Annotated in this window: 11 protein-coding genes; 8 read left to right on the forward strand and 3 right to left on the reverse strand. The window is 63.1% G+C overall.

Annotated elements, in window-relative coordinates:
- Positions 1-47 precede the first annotated feature (47 nt).
- The 8 genes from glmS (at position 48) to LN996_RS05990 (ending at position 12,744) form a co-directional block, all read left to right on the forward strand.
- Positions 48-1,931, forward strand: a complete 1,884-nt coding sequence (gene glmS, locus LN996_RS05955; protein ID WP_231339515.1) for a glutamine--fructose-6-phosphate transaminase (isomerizing) — start codon at positions 48-50, stop codon at positions 1,929-1,931.
- A gap of 4 nt (positions 1,932-1,935) precedes the next feature.
- Positions 1,936-2,283 carry a holo-ACP synthase gene (locus tag LN996_RS05960; protein ID WP_018760400.1) on the forward strand — a complete coding sequence of 116 codons (348 nt, stop codon included), beginning with the start codon at positions 1,936-1,938 and terminating at the stop codon, positions 2,281-2,283.
- A 17-nt stretch (positions 2,284-2,300) separates the two neighbouring features.
- Positions 2,301-3,878, forward strand: coding sequence for an NAD(P)H-hydrate epimerase (locus LN996_RS05965; RefSeq protein WP_231339516.1), 1,578 nt, complete (start codon positions 2,301-2,303; stop codon positions 3,876-3,878).
- Between the two features lie 69 nt (positions 3,879-3,947).
- Complete coding sequence (glgX, locus tag LN996_RS05970) at positions 3,948-6,227, forward strand: glycogen debranching protein GlgX (protein ID WP_231339517.1); 2,280 nt, start codon at positions 3,948-3,950, stop codon at positions 6,225-6,227.
- Positions 6,224-8,536: a malto-oligosyltrehalose synthase gene (gene treY, locus LN996_RS05975; protein ID WP_231339518.1), complete on the forward strand. Its 2,313-nt coding sequence runs from the start codon at positions 6,224-6,226 to the stop codon at positions 8,534-8,536. The genes glgX and treY overlap by 4 nt, the downstream gene beginning before the upstream one ends.
- Positions 8,537-8,594: 58 nt before the next feature.
- Positions 8,595-10,367, forward strand: a complete 1,773-nt coding sequence (treZ, locus tag LN996_RS05980; protein WP_231339561.1) for a malto-oligosyltrehalose trehalohydrolase — start codon at positions 8,595-8,597, stop codon at positions 10,365-10,367.
- Between the two features lie 82 nt (positions 10,368-10,449).
- Entirely contained in the window at positions 10,450-11,487 is a 1,038-nt protein-coding gene (gene mgrA, locus LN996_RS05985) for an L-glyceraldehyde 3-phosphate reductase (protein WP_231339519.1), read from the forward strand.
- 171 nt (positions 11,488-11,658) lie between these two features.
- Complete coding sequence (locus LN996_RS05990) at positions 11,659-12,744, forward strand: inositol-3-phosphate synthase (protein WP_231339520.1); 1,086 nt, start codon at positions 11,659-11,661, stop codon at positions 12,742-12,744.
- Between the two features lie 169 nt (positions 12,745-12,913).
- Here LN996_RS05990 and LN996_RS05995 read toward each other — a convergent pair whose 3' ends face one another.
- From LN996_RS05995 to mshA, 3 genes are all read right to left on the reverse strand, one after another.
- Positions 12,914-14,113, reverse strand: a complete 1,200-nt coding sequence (locus LN996_RS05995; RefSeq protein WP_231339521.1) for an IS110 family transposase — start codon at positions 14,111-14,113, stop codon at positions 12,914-12,916.
- A gap of 247 nt (positions 14,114-14,360) precedes the next feature.
- Positions 14,361-16,046, reverse strand: coding sequence for a formate--tetrahydrofolate ligase (locus LN996_RS06000; RefSeq protein ID WP_231339522.1), 1,686 nt, complete (start codon positions 16,044-16,046; stop codon positions 14,361-14,363).
- Positions 16,047-16,150: 104 nt separating this feature from the next.
- Positions 16,151-17,395 carry a D-inositol-3-phosphate glycosyltransferase gene (gene mshA / locus LN996_RS06005; protein ID WP_231339523.1) on the reverse strand — a complete coding sequence of 415 codons (1,245 nt, stop codon included), beginning with the start codon at positions 17,393-17,395 and terminating at the stop codon, positions 16,151-16,153.
- Positions 17,396-17,454: the final 59 nt, after the last annotated feature.

Consider the following 17,454-nt stretch of genomic DNA (forward strand, 5'->3'; position numbering starts at 1 on the left):
GGGATGTCCCACGTCAGTTGTTTGCGCTAGCCGTTAGGCTTGTACCCATGTGTGGAATCGTAGGCTATGTTGGCAATTCGTCTCGCAAGGCAGCTGGTCACAGCGCCCTTGACGTCGTCGTGGAAGGGCTGCGCCGTCTTGAGTACCGCGGCTATGACTCCGCAGGCGTCGCAGTGGTGGCTGACGGGGCAATCTCGTCCCGTAAAAAGTCCGGCAAGCTGAGCAACCTGATCAGTGAACTGGAAGCAAATCCAGTCCCTGAATCCCTGACCGGCATCGGCCATACCCGTTGGGCCACCCACGGCGGCCCCACCGACCGCAACGCGCACCCGCACCTCTCTGACGGCGGCCGCCTTGCACTTATTCACAACGGCATCATCGAAAACTTCGCCGAACTCAAGCAGGAGCTGCTCGCCAAGGGCGTTACCTTCGAGTCCGAAACCGACACTGAAGTTGCAGCCGCCCTGGTTGGCGACATCTTCCGCACCGAGCTCAATGGCGACGGCGGCAACCTCACCGAGGCAATGCGCCTGGCTTGCCAGCGACTCGAAGGCGCTTTCACCCTTCTTGCAGTGCACGCAGACCAGCCCGACGTCGTCGTTGCTGCCCGCCGTAACTCTCCGCTGGTAGTGGGCCTGGGCGATGGCGAAAACTTCCTCGGCTCCGACGTCTCCGGCTTCATTGACTACACCCGTCGTGCCGTGGAACTGGGCCAGGACCAGATCGTCACCATCACCGCGGACTCCGTGGAAATCACCGACTTCTTCGGCGCTCCGGCCGAAGGCAAGGAATACCACGTCGACTGGGACCCGGCATCTGCCGAAAAGGGTGGCTTCAACTCCTTCATGGAGAAGGAAATCCACGACCAGCCGGACGCCGTTGCGCAGACCCTCCTGGGCCGCTCGGATCTTGACGGCAAGCTGACCCTGGACGAGCTCCGTATCGACCCGGAGCTCCTCAAGCAGGTAGACAAGATCATCGTGCTGGCTTGCGGTACCGCGGCCTACGCCGGCCTGGTTGCCAAGTACGCCATCGAGAACTGGTGCCGTATCCCCACGGAGGTGGAACTCGCGCACGAGTTCCGCTACCGCGATCCGATCGTCGACTCCAACACGCTGGTGGTTTCCATCAGCCAGTCGGGCGAGACCATGGATACGCTGATGGCCGTCCGTTACGCCCGCGAACAGGGCGCCAAGACGATCTCCATCTGCAACACCAATGGTTCCACCATCCCGCGTGAATCCGACGCCGTGCTCTACACGCACGCCGGACCGGAAATCGCAGTTGCTTCAACCAAGGCTTTCCTGGCGCAGATCACCGCCGCCTACCTGCTGGGCCTGTACCTGGCGCAGCTGCGCGGCAACATCTTCTCCGGCCAGATCAAGGACGTCCTCGCGGACCTCAACAAGATCCCGGCCAAGATCCAGCACATCCTGGACAACGCAGGACCCCTGCGTGAGCTCGCCCGCAGCATGAAGGACGAGAAGTCCGTGCTGTTCCTGGGCCGCCACGTTGGCTACCCGGTTGCCCTCGAAGGCGCCTTGAAGCTCAAGGAAATCGCGTACATCCACGCTGAAGGCTTCGCCGCCGGTGAGCTCAAGCACGGTCCGATCGCCTTGATCGACGACGGCCAGCCGGTCTTCGTCGTGGTGCCGTCCCCGCGTGGCCGCGACTCCCTGCACTCCAAGGTGGTCAGCAACATCCAGGAAGTGCGTGCACGTGGTGCCCGTACCTTGGTGATCGCTGAAGAAGGCGACGAGTCGGTCAAGGACTACGCAGAGCACGTGTTCTACGTTCCCGAGACGCCCACGCTGCTGATGCCGCTGCTCACCACCGTTCCGCTGCAGATCTTCGCTGCTGAACTGGCCGGCGCCAAGGGCTACGACGTAGACCAGCCGCGTAACCTCGCCAAGAGCGTGACCGTAGAATAACGCCATGATTGTTGGCATTGGCGTAGACGTCGTAGACATCGAGCGGTTCGGCCGGCAGTTGGAACGGACGCCCGGACTCCGGGACCGCCTGTTTGTTCCTGCCGAACGGGAGCTCAACACCCGGTCCTTGGCTGCCCGATTCGCAGCCAAGGAAGCCGTGGCCAAGGTTTTGGGCGCTCCGGCGGGCATGAACTGGCAGGACTGCTGGATCGGCCTCGACCAGAATGGCCCTACGGTCCAGGTCAAAGGAACCGTGCTTGCCGTGGCCGAGGCCAAGGGCGTCAAGCGCTGGCACCTGTCCATAAGCCACGACGGCGGCATCGCTACGGCGACTGTCCTCGCCGAGGGCTGAACGGACCCTCAACAGCAATGATCAGCGCCTTCACCGGACAACAGATCAGGGATGCGGAACAACCGCTCCTGGACTCCGGTGAGGGCGCTGTTCTTATGCAACGGGCAGCTTATGGCCTTGCCCAAACCGTGGTTCGCGAGGTCAAGCGCCGGCGCAGGCTCACCGGTGCCGGCGTCACGGTCCTTGTGGGCAAAGGCAATAACGGTGGGGATGGCCTCTTTGCCGCGGCCTTTCTTGCGGGCCGGGGAATGCGCGCGACGGCGGTACTCGCCGCTGCCGAGGTCCATCCTGAGGCGCTGGCTGCTTTTGTTTCGTCCGGTGGTCGGGCACTGCGCTTGGAACCCGGGAACGCTGAAGAGCTCGCCGTCCTATGCGCCGGCGACGACGTGATCATTGATGCGTTGCTGGGCACAGGGGGCCGTGGGGGCTTACGCGGCGCCTCTGCGGAACTGGTTGCGTCCCTGCAGGAACTGCGTCCGCGGTTGGTAGTGGCGTGCGATGTCCCCAGCGGGCTCGATGCCAACACCGGAGAAGTGCACTGGCCGGTGCTGGACGCCGACGTCACGGTGACTTTCGGTGGCATCAAGGCCGGGCTGATGACGGATCCGGGCGAAGGATGTTGCGGACGTATCGAACTCGTACGAATCGGTATTGAGGAGTCGCTGCCACCCGAAGACGCTGAGTTGCGCCGCCTCACTTCCTCGGAGTTGGGCGCGCTGCTGCCCATGCCCGGCCGGCGTGCCCACAAGTATTCCCGCGGTGTCCTTGGCGTTGTGGCAGGTTCTGTGCGTTTCGCCGGTGCCGCTGTCCTGGGAGTCCATGCAGCGGCCCTTGCTGGCGCGGGGATGGTGCGGTACCTCGGCCCCCAAACCGTCGCGCAGCTAGTGCTGGCCCAAACCCCGGAAGCGTTGTGGGAATCCGCTGAGGCTGGCCGTGTCCAAGCGTGGTTGCTGGGTTCCGGTGTTGACGGCGAGGAACAATTGGAACGCGCCAAGGACACCGCTGCGGCGGCTTTCGCGGCTGATTTGCCTGTGGTTGCAGATGCCGGCGCACTGAGCCTTCTGCCGGAACGCTGCCCACCCCACTGGATCCTGACCCCACATGCAGGCGAACTCGCCACCTTGCTGGCATCCCTTCCTTCCACGGGCGAGGTCGCCGTGACGCGGGACGACGTCGAATCCCGGCCGTTGCACTTCGTACGGCAGGCCGCTGAACAGACCGGCGCAACCGTGCTCCTGAAGGGCGCAACCACCCTGGTGGCCTCGCCGTCGGGCGTTGTTTTCAGCCAGTCCGAGGGCACCGCGTGGATGGCGACTGCAGGCAGCGGCGATGTTCTGGGCGGCGTGGTGGGCGCCTTGCTGGCGCAGTGTGCAGAATCGATCACGAACGACGACGGCGCGTACGCCCGCTTGGGCTTGGACGTTGCCGACCGCTGGGCTGCCTTGGCTGCCGTTGCCGCGAGCGTCCACGGCCGGGCAGGATCGGCGGCATCCGCAGAATTGGATGGCGGCCCCATTACAGCGTCGGCGATCATGGCCGCGGTACCGCGCGTCATTGGTTCGCTCAACGCGGAATGCGACCGTACAAGACCGTAAGGTTACTGTCCGTGTCATGGGTCATGAGTAGGCTTGCAGCAGTTGTTCGCATCATCAAGAGGAGAACGCATGGAAGTCTGGCCTGGATCGGCTTATCCGCTGGGTGCCACCTTTGACGGCACCGGCACCAACTTTGCGCTGTTTAGCGAGAAGGCCGAGAAAGTGGAACTGTGCCTCTTCGACGACGACGGCGGGGAAGTCCGCGTTGACGTCACCGAGGTGGATGGTTACGTGTGGCATTGCTACCTCCCGCAAGCCCAGCCGGGGCAGAAATACGGCTACAGGGTCCATGGCCCCTACGACCCCGATGCGGGTCAGCGCTTCAACCCCAACAAGCTGCTGCTGGATCCTTACGCCAAGGCCATCCACCGGCAGATTGACTGGGACCCGTCCCTGTTCTCGTACAACATGGGCGATCCGGAATCCCGGAATGATGAGGATTCAGCGCCGCACATGATGCTGGGCGTAGTCATCAACCCGTTCTTCGACTGGGACGGCGACAAGCTCCTGCGGATTCCGTACCACAAATCGGTCATCTACGAGGCCCACGTCAAGGGCCTGACCCAGATGCATCCTGAGGTTCCCGAGGAACAGCGCGGCACATATGCCGGTGTCGCGCATCCTGCGGTGATTTCCCACCTGCAGAAGCTTGGCATTACTGCCATCGAGCTGATGCCGGTCCACCAGTTCGTCAACGACGGCATCCTGCAGGACAAGGGCCTGAACAATTACTGGGGCTACAACACCATTGGCTTCTTTGCGCCCCACAACAGCTACAGCTCCAAGGGCGATACCGGCCAGCAGGTCCAGGACTTCAAGGCCATGGTGCGCGCGCTGCACACCGCGGGCATCGAAGTCATCCTGGACGTGGTGTACAACCACACGGCAGAGGGCAACCACCTGGGACCCACGTTGTCCTTCAAGGGCATCGACAACTCTGCGTACTACCGCCTGGTGGAAGACGACCAGAAGTACTACATGGACTACACCGGCACGGGAAACTCGCTGAATGTCCGGAGCCCGCACTCCCTTCAACTGCTCATGGACTCCCTGCGCTACTGGGTGACCGAGATGCACGTGGATGGTTTCCGCTTTGACCTCGCTTCCACGCTGGCCCGCGAGTTCTACGACGTCGACAAACTCTCCACCTTCTTCGAACTCATCCAGCAGGATCCGGTGGTTTCCCAGGTGAAGCTCATAGCCGAGCCGTGGGACGTTGGTCCCGGCGGCTACCAGGTGGGGAACTTCCCGCCGCAGTGGACTGAATGGAACGGCCAGTACCGCGATACTGTCCGCGACTTCTGGCGCGGGGAACCGTCCACCTTGGGTGAATTCGCGTCACGGTTGACCGGCTCCGCAGATCTTTATGAGCACTCGGGCCGCCGACCGGTGGCATCGATCAACTTCGTCACTGCCCATGATGGCTTCACCCTGGCTGACCTCGTTTCCTACAACGAGAAACATAATGAGGCCAACGGCGAAGACAACAACGACGGCGAATCCCACAACCGCTCTTGGAACTGCGGCACCGAAGGACCCACCGAGGACCCCACAGTCCTGGGCCTGAGGGCGCGCCAACAGCGCAACTTCATCGCCACGCTTTTCCTCTCGCAAGGCGTCCCCATGCTGCTCCACGGCGACGAGCTCGGCAGGACACAGCGCGGCAACAACAACGGCTACTGCCAGGACTCTGAACTGACGTGGATCAACTGGGAGAACGTGGACCAGCCGCTCATCGAGTTCACCGCTGCCGTGTGCGCCCTGCGTGCCAAGCACCCCAGCTTGCGCCGCAGCCGGTTCTTTGACGGACGTCCGGTGTTGCGTGGTGAAGGGGAACGCCTCCCGGACATCGTATGGTTGGACGCTGACGCGAGCACCATGAGTCCCTCGGATTGGGATGAAGCACTGGGACGCTCCGTTGGTGTGTTCCTGAACGGCGATGGCATTCACGGCCGCGATAACCAGGGCCGGCGCATTACCGACGTCAACTTCCTCCTCTACTTCAACGCGGATCAGGACGAGGTAGGCTTCCGGATTCCTTCGGACGAGTACGCACCCGCATGGGATGTCATGATCGACACCGCCGGAGAAGGAGCCGAGGCAGGTGTCGTCAAGCCGGACCAGATCCTCATGGTCGGCGCCAAGTCCCTGGTAGTGCTGCGTGCGCACAGCACACCCGAAGTGGAGCCCGACCACTCTGTGGCAGCGTCGCTGGCGGCGCTGACCCAGACGAGCACTCCGGAAACGGCGTCCATCACGGCTCCTGCTGTGACGTCGCTGCCCTTCGACTACAAGGGAGACGCCCCTGCCGACGAGGAGTCCGGAACAACGAAGAAAGCGGACTCATGAGGACTCCCGTCTCGACGTACCGGCTCCAGATCCGGCCAAGCTTCACGCTCCAGGACGCTGCCGAGGTCACTGGCTACCTTCGGTCCCTTGGAGCTGACTGGGTCTATGTCTCGCCGATCCTTACGGCGGAGGAGGGCTCGGACCATGGCTACGACGTCACCGATCCCTCCACCGTGGATCCCGCACGCGGCGGTCCGGAGGGGCTCGCTGCCCTGTCCCAGGCCGCCCGTGAGCAGGGTCTGGGCATTCTTGCCGACATAGTGCCCAACCACATGGGCGTTGCCTCTCCCGGGCAGAACGCCTGGTGGTGGGACTTGTTGAAGGAGGGGCGCGCGTCCAAGTACGCCGAGGCCTTTGACGTCGACTGGGACTTCGGGGGCGGGAAAATCCGCATCCCCATCCTGGGCAGCGACGACGACCTTGACCAGCTCACAATCGTGGACGGTGAGCTGCACTATTATGATCACCGGCTCCCGCTGGCCGAGGGCACTTACAGCGACGGGGAGAGCCCACGGGATGTCCATGCGCGGCAGCACTACGAGTTGGTGGGTTGGCGCCGGGCCGATGCGGAACTGAACTACCGCCGGTTCTTCGCAGTGAACACCTTGGCCGGCGTACGCGTGGAGATCCCCTGGGTCTTTGACGAGTCCCATGAAGAGATCGTCCGCTGGTTCCGTGAGGGGCTGGTGGACGGCCTCAGGATCGACCACCCGGACGGCCTGGCGGATCCTGAGGGTTACCTCACCAGGCTCCGCGAGGCAACGGGTGGGGCCTACCTTCTTGTCGAGAAGATCCTGGAACCGGGGGAGGCACTGCCGGATACCTTCGACTGTGAAGGCACCACCGGCTACGACGCACTCGCTGACGTGGACCGCCTGTTTGTGGACCCGGCTGCGGAGGAATACCTCGACTCCTTGGATGCCAGATTGCGGGATGCGGAGGCTCCGGCGGACTACGAAGCCATGATCCATGGGACCAAGCGCCGTATTGCGGACGGCATCCTGCGCTCGGAAATCCTTCGGCTCGCGCGTCTTGTGCCGGAGGCCGCCCAATTGTCTCCGGAGATGGCAGCTGACGCCATCGCGGAAGTCATCTGCTGCTTCCCCATCTACCGAACGTATCTCCCGTATGGGCAGGAGATCCTTCTGGAGTCCATCAACCGTGCGGCGGAGAGCCGCGAAGACCTGAAGGCGGTGCTGGAAGACCTGACGCCGTACCTCTTGGACACTGGGGGCGAGCTCGCCCGGCGTTTCCAGCAGACGTCCGGCATGGTGATGGCCAAGGGCGTGGAGGACACGGCGTTCTTCCGCTACACACGGCTGGGGACACTCACCGAGGTGGGTGCAGACCCCACCGAGTTTGCTTTGTCCACCCAGGACTTCCACGAACGCATGGCGCGTCGCCACGCTGAACTGCCGCTGTCCATGACTACCTTGAGCACGCACGATACCAAGCGCAGCGAGGACGCCCGGGCACGGATCTCTGTCATTTCCGAGGCTGTCCCGGAATGGGAATTGTTCCTCGGGACGGTCCAGGAGCTGGCCCCTATCCCGGATGGACCCTTGGCTGCACTCGTGTGGCAGTCGATCGTTGGCGCGTGGCCGGCTGATCGTAGCCGGCTCCAGTCGTACGCGTTGAAAGCGGCCCGTGAGGCCGGCAATTCCACCAACTGGACCGACCCCAACCAGGAGTTCGAACGCCACCTGGCTGCCGCCGTCGACGCCGCGTTTGATGCGCCGGAAGTTGCGGCAGCCATCGCGAACTTCGTGGCTGAGCTCGAACCGTACGGCACCTCCAACTCGCTGTCCGCCAAGCTCATCCAGCTGACCATGCCCGGTGTCCCGGATGTTTACCAAGGCACTGAATTCAGGGATGGTTCGCTGACCGATCCTGACAACCGGCGCCCCGTGGATTTCCAGGCCCGCATCGCAGCATTGGCAGATGTGGACAAGGGGGCGAAGCCCGCTTACACCGAGGAAGCCGCCAAGCTCCTTGTTGTCTCCCGGGCCTTGAGGCTACGCCGTGACCGCCCCGAATTGTTTGGGGGCTACCGCGCCGTGGATGTTCATGGCGAAGCGGCGGCCCACGTGGTTGCCTTCGACCGGGGATCGGATGCCCCGGGTGCTGTCGCCGTTGGCACTCGCCTGCCCAAACGCCTGGCAGCCGATGGCGGCTGGCGCGGTACGGCCATCGAACTGGCAACGAACGTCCGGGACGAACTCACCGGAGCTACGTACAGTGCCGGTGCCGTCCCGGTGGCCACTCTCCTGGGGCAGTACCCGGTGGCCCTTTTGGTGCCCACCGACTGATTCCGAACCACCCTCACCGTCACCGCAACGCACGCTTGAATATGTACAGGGGAGCATGATGCTGGAGCACGCCGCTGGAAAGAACCGTTACGACGTCTGGGCGCCGAATGCTGATTCGGTCCGGCTGCTTGCCGGCGGGCACGAGTACGCCATGGAACATCATCACGACGGCGCCGCCACTGGGTGGTGGCGGGCGCCGGCTGATGCGGTGGCCCAGTCAGGTGACAATGTGCCCTACGGGTACGTCGTGGACGGCGAGGGACCGTTCCCGGATCCGCGTTCGCGGAGGCAGCCTGAGGGTGTGCACGGGTTGTCCGTCACCTTTGATCCCTCCGCCCATGAATGGCAGGACTCCGGTTGGCAAGGGCGGACCCTCCAGGGTTCGGTCATCTACGAGCTCCACCTCGGTACGTTCACCCCGGAGGGGACCTTGGATGCTGCCGCGGAGAAACTGGACTACCTGGTGGACCTTGGCGTGGATTTCATCGAGTTGCTGCCGGTCAACGGTTTCAACGGTGTGCACAACTGGGGCTACGACGGCGTCCTTTGGTATGCAGTCCACGAGCCCTACGGTGGACCGGCGGCCTACCAGCGGTTTGTCGATGCTGCCCATGCTGCCGGCTTGGGTGTCATCCAGGATGTCGTTTACAACCACCTTGGGCCAAGTGGAAACTATCTTCCCAAGTTCGGGCCGTACCTGAAATCGGGGGAAGGGAATACCTGGGGGGACTCCGTAAACCTGGATGGCCCGGGCTCGGACGACGTTCGGCGCTACATCCTGGAAAACGCGGCGATGTGGCTCCGGGACTACCACGTGGACGGACTCCGACTCGATGCCGTCCATGCCCTGCGCGACGAACGGGCAGTGCACATCCTGGAAGACTTTGGAGCCTTGGGCGATCAGATCGAGGCCGAGACAGGAATTCCCAGGACCCTGATCGCGGAGTCGGATCTGAACAATCCGCGGCTTATCTATCCCCGCAAGGACAACGGCTACGGACTCGAAGGCCAGTGGAGTGACGACTTCCACCACGCCGTGCACGTCAACCTCAGCGGGGAAACCACCGGCTACTACGCGGACTTCGATTCGTTGGCCGTCCTGGCGAAGGTTCTGGAACACGGATTCCTCCACGACGGAAGCTACTCCAGCTTCCGCGGCCGGCACCACGGCAGGCCCATTCGGCGGGATCTGGCCCACCCGTCGGCGCTGGTGGTCTGCCTTCAGAACCACGACCAAATCGGCAACCGCGCCATCGGAGATCGACTCACCGCCTCGCTGGGCTACGGGAAGTTGGCAGTTGGCGCCGTGCTGACCATGACATCCCCCTTCACGCCCATGCTGTTCATGGGTGAGGAGTTCGGTGCGTCCACGCCGTGGCAGTTCTTCACCTCCCACCCGGAGCCCGAGCTCGGCAAAGCTACGGCCGAGGGAAGGATCAAGGAATTCGAACGCATGGGATGGGATCCCGCGGTTGTTCCTGATCCCCAGGACCCGCAAACCTTCCTGCGGTCCAAACTCACGTGGGAAGAAGCCAGCGAAGGGGACCATGCGCGCCTGCTTCAGCTGTACAAGGATTTAGCACAGCTGCGCCGGAACACCCCGGAGTTGGTGGAGGGCGGCTTCGGCAGCACGGTGGTGGAGTATGACGACGACGAACAATGGCTGCAGATGTCCCGCGGCACCGTCCGTGTGGTGTGCAACTTTGGCGACGAAGCACTCGGAACACCCCTGAGCGGCTCCATCCTGCTGGCCACTGACCGTGAAGCAGCCCTGGACGAAGGAACTCTGACGCTTCCCGGGGCCAGCGCCGCCGTCGTTCGTCTCCACTAAACCCGACCCACGCCGAGGGTGACGGCGCCCACATGGCGGACAGCGCCGTCGCCCCGGTTTGTGCAGTGGCAGGATGGTACGTATGACTTATTCGGCTGCGGAAAACCGCTACGAAACCATGCCCTACCGCCGCGTCGGACGCAGCGGACTCAAGCTGCCGGCCATCTCGCTGGGCCTCTGGCACAACTTTGGCGATGACAAGCGGTTCGATGAACAGCGTGCCATCCTGCGCCGGGCGTTTGACCTGGGCGTTACCCACTTCGATCTCGCCAACAACTACGGCCCGCCGGACGGATCAGCCGAAACGAACTTCGGCCGCCACCTGACGGACGACTTCAAGCCGTACCGTGACGAACTGGTGATCTCCACAAAAGCCGGCTACTACATGTGGCCCGGCCCGTACGGCGAGTGGGGATCCCGGAAGAACCTGATCTCCAGCCTCGACCAGTCCTTGGAGCGCATGGGCCTGGACTATGTGGACATTTTCTACAGCCACCGCCCGGACCCGGAGACGCCGCTTGAAGAGACCATGGGCGCGCTGGACTACGCCGTCCGCTCCGGCAAGGCCCTGTATGCCGGCATCTCCTCCTACACGCCGGAACAGACACTGGAAGCTGCCCGGATCCTGAAAGAACTCGGCACCCCACTGCTCATCCACCAACCCAGTTACTCGATGCTGAACCGGTGGACCGAGGACGGCTCGCCCAACCTGTACGAGGCACTGGACCAGGTGGGCGCCGGTTCGATCGCCTTCTCCCCGCTCGCCCAAGGCATGCTCACCAACCGCTACCTCAACGGGGTGCCGGCGGACTCCCGTGCTGCCAAGGAGCGGTTCCTGTCTGAATCCCAGCTGACCGAGGACAAGCTGGACCGTGTGCGGGGACTGAACGCGATCGCGGAGGGCCGGGGCCAGACCCTGGCCCAGATGGCCATTGCCTGGATCCTGCGCGACCAACCGAAGGGCTCGCCGGTGACGTCCGCACTGGTCGGTGCGTCCAGCGTGGCCCAGCTGGAGGACACCCTCAGCGCGATCAACAACCTGGCGTTTACAACCGATGAGCTCACTGCCATTGACGAGTTCGCAGTGGAATCTGACATCAACCGGTGGGCGCAGAAGTAGCCTCCGGAGTTACGAGATAAAACAGCAGGGGCCTGCCGGGAACAAAGCAGGCCCCTGCTGTGTTGGTTACAATGCAAGAGTGCGCCGAATGGCGCCGTGCCAATCAGTCGTGCCCTGGACTCAGTCAGGGCTGCGCCTGGCGCATGAGGTTATTTTCTCAAAAGGAGTTCCGTGTCTTCACATCCGATTCGTGTTGCCATTGTCGGTGTAGGTAACTGCGCCGCATCGCTGGTCCAAGGTGTTCAGTACTATCGCGACGCTGACCCCAAGGCCACGATCCCGGGTCTGATGCACGTGGAGTTCGGCCAGTACCACGTCAACGACGTACAGTTCGTTGCTGCCTTCGACGTTGACGGCAAGAAGGTTGGCCTGGACCTGGCAGATGCCATCGGCGCCAGCGAAAACAACACCATCAAGATCGCCGACGTTCCCGCAACGGGCGTTAAAGTCCAGCGTGGCCACACGCTCGATGGCCTTGGCAAGTACTACCGCGAGACCATCGTTGAGGCACCCGAAGAAGCTGTCGACATCGTCGCAGCGCTCCGCGAAGCCAAGGCCGATGTCATGGTCTGCTACCTGCCTGTCGGTTCGGACAAGGCTGCCAAGTTCTACGCGCAGTGCGCCATTGATGCCGGCGTGGCTTTCGTCAACGCCCTGCCTGTCTTCATTGCCGGTACCAAGGAGTGGGCTGACAAGTTCACCGAAGCCGGTGTCCCGATCGTGGGCGACGACATCAAGAGCCAGATCGGTGCCACCATCACGCACCGTGTCATGGCCAAGCTGTTCGAAGACCGCGGTGTCACGCTTGACCGCACGTACCAGCTTAATGTTGGCGGCAACATGGACTTCAAGAACATGCTTGAGCGCGACCGGCTTGAGTCCAAGAAGATCTCCAAGACCCAGGCCGTCACCTCCAACGTCGAGGCTGAACTGCACGCCGACGACGTCCACATCGGCCCGTCGGACTACGTTGCCTGGCTCGATGACCGTAAGTGGGCCTTCGTCCGCCTTGAAGGCCGCAACTTCGGTGACGCCCCGGTGTCACTTGAGTACAAGCTCGAGGTGTGGGACTCCCCGAACTCCGCCGGCGTCATCATCGACGCCATCCGCGCCGCCAAGATCGGCCTGGACCGCGGTATCGGCGGCCCGTTGCTCTCTGCTTCCAGCTACTTCATGAAGTCGCCGCCGGAGCAGTTCAACGACGACCTCGCCCGCGACAAGGTTGAGGCCTTCATCCGCGGTGACATCGAGCGCTAAACCCCTGTTACATCAAACGCCCCCGTATCCGATACGGGGGCGTTTGTCGTTTCCCGACGCTCTCTCACGTCCTGTCGCCTGTCGGCGCATCCTCGCTCACTTTCTTCAAGAGAGTGAGAGAGGAACGGGTGGAATGGCTTGAAAGGTGAGAGTGTCCCTATGTTTTTCGTCAAGCGGTTTTGGGTGTTGGGGGTTGGTAGAGGGTGCCGTCGCGGAGCATGGCGTAGAGGGTGTCGCAGCGTCGTCGTGCGAGGGCGATGAGTGCTTGGTTGTGGCGTTTTCCTTCGGCTCGTTTGCGTTCGTAGTATGCCCGGGACGGTGGGTCGTGGAGCGCAGCGAATGCGGAGAGGAACAGGGTTCGTTTGAGGACTTTGTTGCCTTTTCTTGAGGAATGGTCGCCGCGGATGGAGGACCCGGATCGCCAGGTGACGGGGGCCAGCCCGGCGTAAGAGGCCAGGTGCCCGGCGGTGGGGAACTCTTTCCCGGCGACTTCGGTGAGGATTCGTGCGGCGGTCCTGATGCCCACGGCCGGCAGAGACATCAGGACCGGGTGAAGAGGGTGGGCCTCCACGAGAGCTTCGACCTGGGTGAGGACCGTGGCGCGGCTTTCGTGGAGCCCGGCGAGCATGGCCGCGAGCTGGGGCAGCACGATGGTCGCGGCGTTCGTTCCCACGACAGTGACTGTTTGCCGGCCCAAGGCCTCGATGATGTCATCGGCAAGACGTTCACCCATCCGCGGCGCGAGTTTGCTCAGCCGGGTCCCGATCCGGCGCCGGCCCGCGTGACGGAGCGCTTCAGGGGTAGGCCAGGTCCGCAGCAGGTCATGCACCGCCGGGTGGTCCATGTAGGGTCCCAGCACCCTTTCCAGAGCTGGGTGGATCTGGGTGAGCAGCCCGCGGATCCGGTTCGAAGTCGCCGTGGCCTGCTTGGCCAGATCCTCGTCGAACCCGCAAAGCATGCTCAGCTCAGCGAGCTGCTCATCGACCAACTGAACCGAGCGCAGGGCATGCGGCATGGTCCTGGCGGCCTCGGCGATGATGAACGCGTCCCGGGCATCGGTCTTCGCCTCTCCGGGGTGAAGATCCGCGATCCGGCGCATCGCCAGCCCCGGCAGGTAGCCGACCAGCACCCCGGCGGCCTGGGCAACGGCTACCGGCAACGCGCCGATAGTCGCTGGCTGGTCAACGACCAGCAACACACGTCCGGCGTCCACAAGTTCGGCGATGATTTCCCGGATTTTGGCTTCATCGTTGGGCAGCGCCCGGTCCAGTAATTTCCTGCCGGCCCGATCCACGGCAACGGCATGATGGACGCCCTTGCCAACATCCAGCCCAATAAACACCTCGACACCGTCGTGGTTCGTGATCATCTGGCACCTCCAGTCGTAGTCAACTACCTCCACTGGCCCACCATCGGTGTCAGGACCCGGCACCCACGTTACGCACGACGTTCCCGAACTGTCCTGCCCCTATCAGCGGTCTCCCGGCACCTACCAACCCCGGTGACAACACTCTCAAGATCATCGACTGACAGAGCGTCACAATCATGCCGGGATCAGCAGGCCAGCACACCCATATCCTGCACCAGGAAACAGGCTACGAAAAAGGTAACGAGCGTCAGAAGAGTCCGGTGGGCTGTCCTTCAGCGTCCACGTCCATGCGCATCGCCGCCGGTTCCTTTGGCAGGCCTGGCATGGTCATGACGGCCCCGGTCAACGCGACAATGAACCCTGCCCCGGTCTTGGGGATCAGTTCGCGGACATGGACCCTGAATCCCTTGGGTGCGCCGAGCCTGGAGGCATCGTCCGTAAACGAATACTGTGTCTTGGCCATGCAGACGGGGAGGCCGGACCACCCGTTCTTGTCGATCTCGGCGAGGCGTTTCAAGGCCGGAACCGAGAATTCGACGCCCTCGGCACCGTAGATCTCCTGCACAATCGTTCGGATCTTGTCCTCGACGCTGAGTTCCAGGGGGTAGAGGTGATGGAAGGTGGACGGTGAGTCCAGGGCCGCTGCGACCTTGGCGGCCAACTCGTCACCGCCGTCGCCTCCACCTCCGTGGCCCCAAACATCAGCGACGGCGGCCTCCACGCCTTCCGCGGCGCACCAAGCCAAGAGCCACTGAAGTTCCTCGGGGGTGTCGGTGCCGAACTTATTGATGGCGACAACAGGGGTGATGCCGAACTTGGCGACGTTCCCGACGTGCCTCTTCAGGTTCTCCACCCCCGCGGCCACGGCCTCGACGTTGGGTTGGCTGAGTTGGTCCTTGGGAACCCCGCCCTGCATCTTGAGGGCACGGATGGTTGCTACGACCACGACGGCGGATGGCGCCACCTCGGCGATGCGCGCCTTGATGTCCATATACTTTTCGGCACCGAGGTCGGCTCCGAACCCGGCCTCGGTGACCACGATGTCGGCCAGTTGCATTGCGGTGGTGGTGGCGATCAAGGAATTGCAGCCATGGGCAATATTGGCGAACGGTCCACCATGCACCAACGCCGGCGTTCCGGCGATGGTCTGGACGAGGTTGGGTTTGATGGCGTCCTTCAAGAGCATGGTCAGGGCACCCTCCACACCAAGGTCAGCCACAGTGACCGGCACACGATCAAAGGTGTAGCCGAAAGTAATCCGTCCAAGACGTGCCCGAAGGTCGTAGAGGTCCGTGGCGAGACAGAAGACTGCCATGATCTCGGAAGCGACCGTGATGTCGAAGCCGTCCTGCCGTGGCACTCCCTGCATGGGCCCGCCGAGGCCGATGACGACTTCGCGCAGTGAGCGGTCGTTCATGTCCAGCACGCGTTTGAAGGTCATGCGGCGAGGATCGATTCCAAGTTCGTTTCCTTGGAAGATGTGGTTGTCCACCAGCGCCATGAGCGCGTTGTTCGCAGATGTGATGGCGTGGAAGTCGCCGGTGAAATGCAGGTTGATGTCGTCCATGGGCAACACCTGGGAGTAGCCGCCACCTGTGGCGCCGCCCTTCATTCCCAGGATGGGACCCAGGGAGGGCTCGCGCAGAGCGATCATCACCTTGTGTCCTGCACGGGCCAGGGAGTCCGCAAGTCCCACTGTGGTGGTGGATTTGCCTTCGCCGGCAGGAGTGGGCGACATGGCCGATACAAGCACCACCTTGCCGTTGGGTTTCCCGGCCGGGAGGACCAGCTTGGCCGGATTGATTTTGGCCTTGTATGGCCCGTACAGCTCCAGGGCATCCACGTTGATGCCCGCGCGTTCGGCGATGTCCTCGATGGGCAGCATGGTGGCGTTGTGGGCAATTTCAAGATCAGTCATGACCTTTTCAGACATCGTTGTCCTTCGGCTGAGTGTCCCTGCAGCGTGGATGGTGCTGCAGGCTTTCATACGCTGTGCGCGACAATCTACCAGCCCAGGAGCGGGATCCGGGCGAAGACTCAGCGCCGCGGGACCAGCAGGCCTCCTACAGCTTCGCGGTAGCTCTCCAACGTGATGGCTGCCGTCCGTTGCCATCCGAAGGACTCGGCGTGGGTGGCGGCCAGCCGGCCCATGTCTTCCCGCGTCTGGGCATCGTCATACAGGTCTTCGAGGGCGTCTGCCCAGTCGGAGGGGTCGTGACCGTCCACCAGCATTCCGGTCCTTCCGTCCGAGATGGCGCGGGACAGGCCGCCTACATTTGTAGCCACCACGGGTGTGCCGCACGCCTGTGCTTCCAAGGCGACCAAACCGAAGGATTCGCTGAAGGAGGGCATCACCACGACGTCTGCCGAACGGAACCAACTGGCCAGTTCAGGAGCCACCACCGGCGGGCGGTGCGTGACGACGTCAGCCAGCCCGGCGTCTTCGATGATGTGCTGGAGGTTGAAGTCCTTGGCCCCACTGAGTGACCCCAGGATGGTCATCTCAAGATCAATGTCCGGCCGGCGCTTGCGCAGGATACCGGCCGCCTTGACGAACACCTGGGGGCCCTTGAGTCGCTGGATTCTCCCTGCGAAGAGGATATGGAAACTGTCCGGCCTGACATCCCGCAAGGAACGCGATTTCCGCCGGAAGGACGGCGTGAATACTTTGAGGTCCACCCCGGGCGGCGCGACATCGATCCTGTCAAGGTCTGCACCGTAGTGGGAAACCAGTTCTTCAGCTTCGGCGGGAGTGTTGGCCACCAGCCGGGCAGCACCATCGACGATCCGTTGTTCGCCTTCTTCGCGGCGGCGCGGCTCAGGACGCTCCCCGGATTCGAGGACGAGGTTCTTGACCTTGGCCATGGTGTGCATGGTGTGCACCAGTGGAACACCCCACAGCTCGGACAACTCAAGCCCGGCCACCCCGGAAACCCAGTAGTGCGAATGGATGGCATCGTAGCGGCCGTGCAGCTGGCTGCCGCGGATCCTGTCGATTTCCTCCACCATCTGATGCAGGAGCGCCGGCAGTTCTTCCTTGGGCAGTTTCCGGCGCGGTCCGGCCATGACGTTGTGGACGCAGACGCCGGGCCCGGGATGCTCGACGGCGGGTTGGCCCGCCTTGGTGGAACGGGTGAAGATCTCCACCTCCACACCGGACTCCGCCAGCGCCATCGCCAATGCCCGAACGTAGACATTCATCCCGCCGGCATCCCCGGCCCCGGGCTGCTCCATGGGGGAGGTATGCAACGACAGGAACGCCACCCGACGGATCAACGGCACCGCATTCCTCCTGACATTCACAGCAAACAGCAAAACCATGTTTGCCCTGCAGAAAACAC

The organism is Arthrobacter sp. AK01 (assembly GCF_021109375.1).
GTDB lineage: Bacteria > Actinomycetota > Actinomycetes > Actinomycetales > Micrococcaceae > Arthrobacter.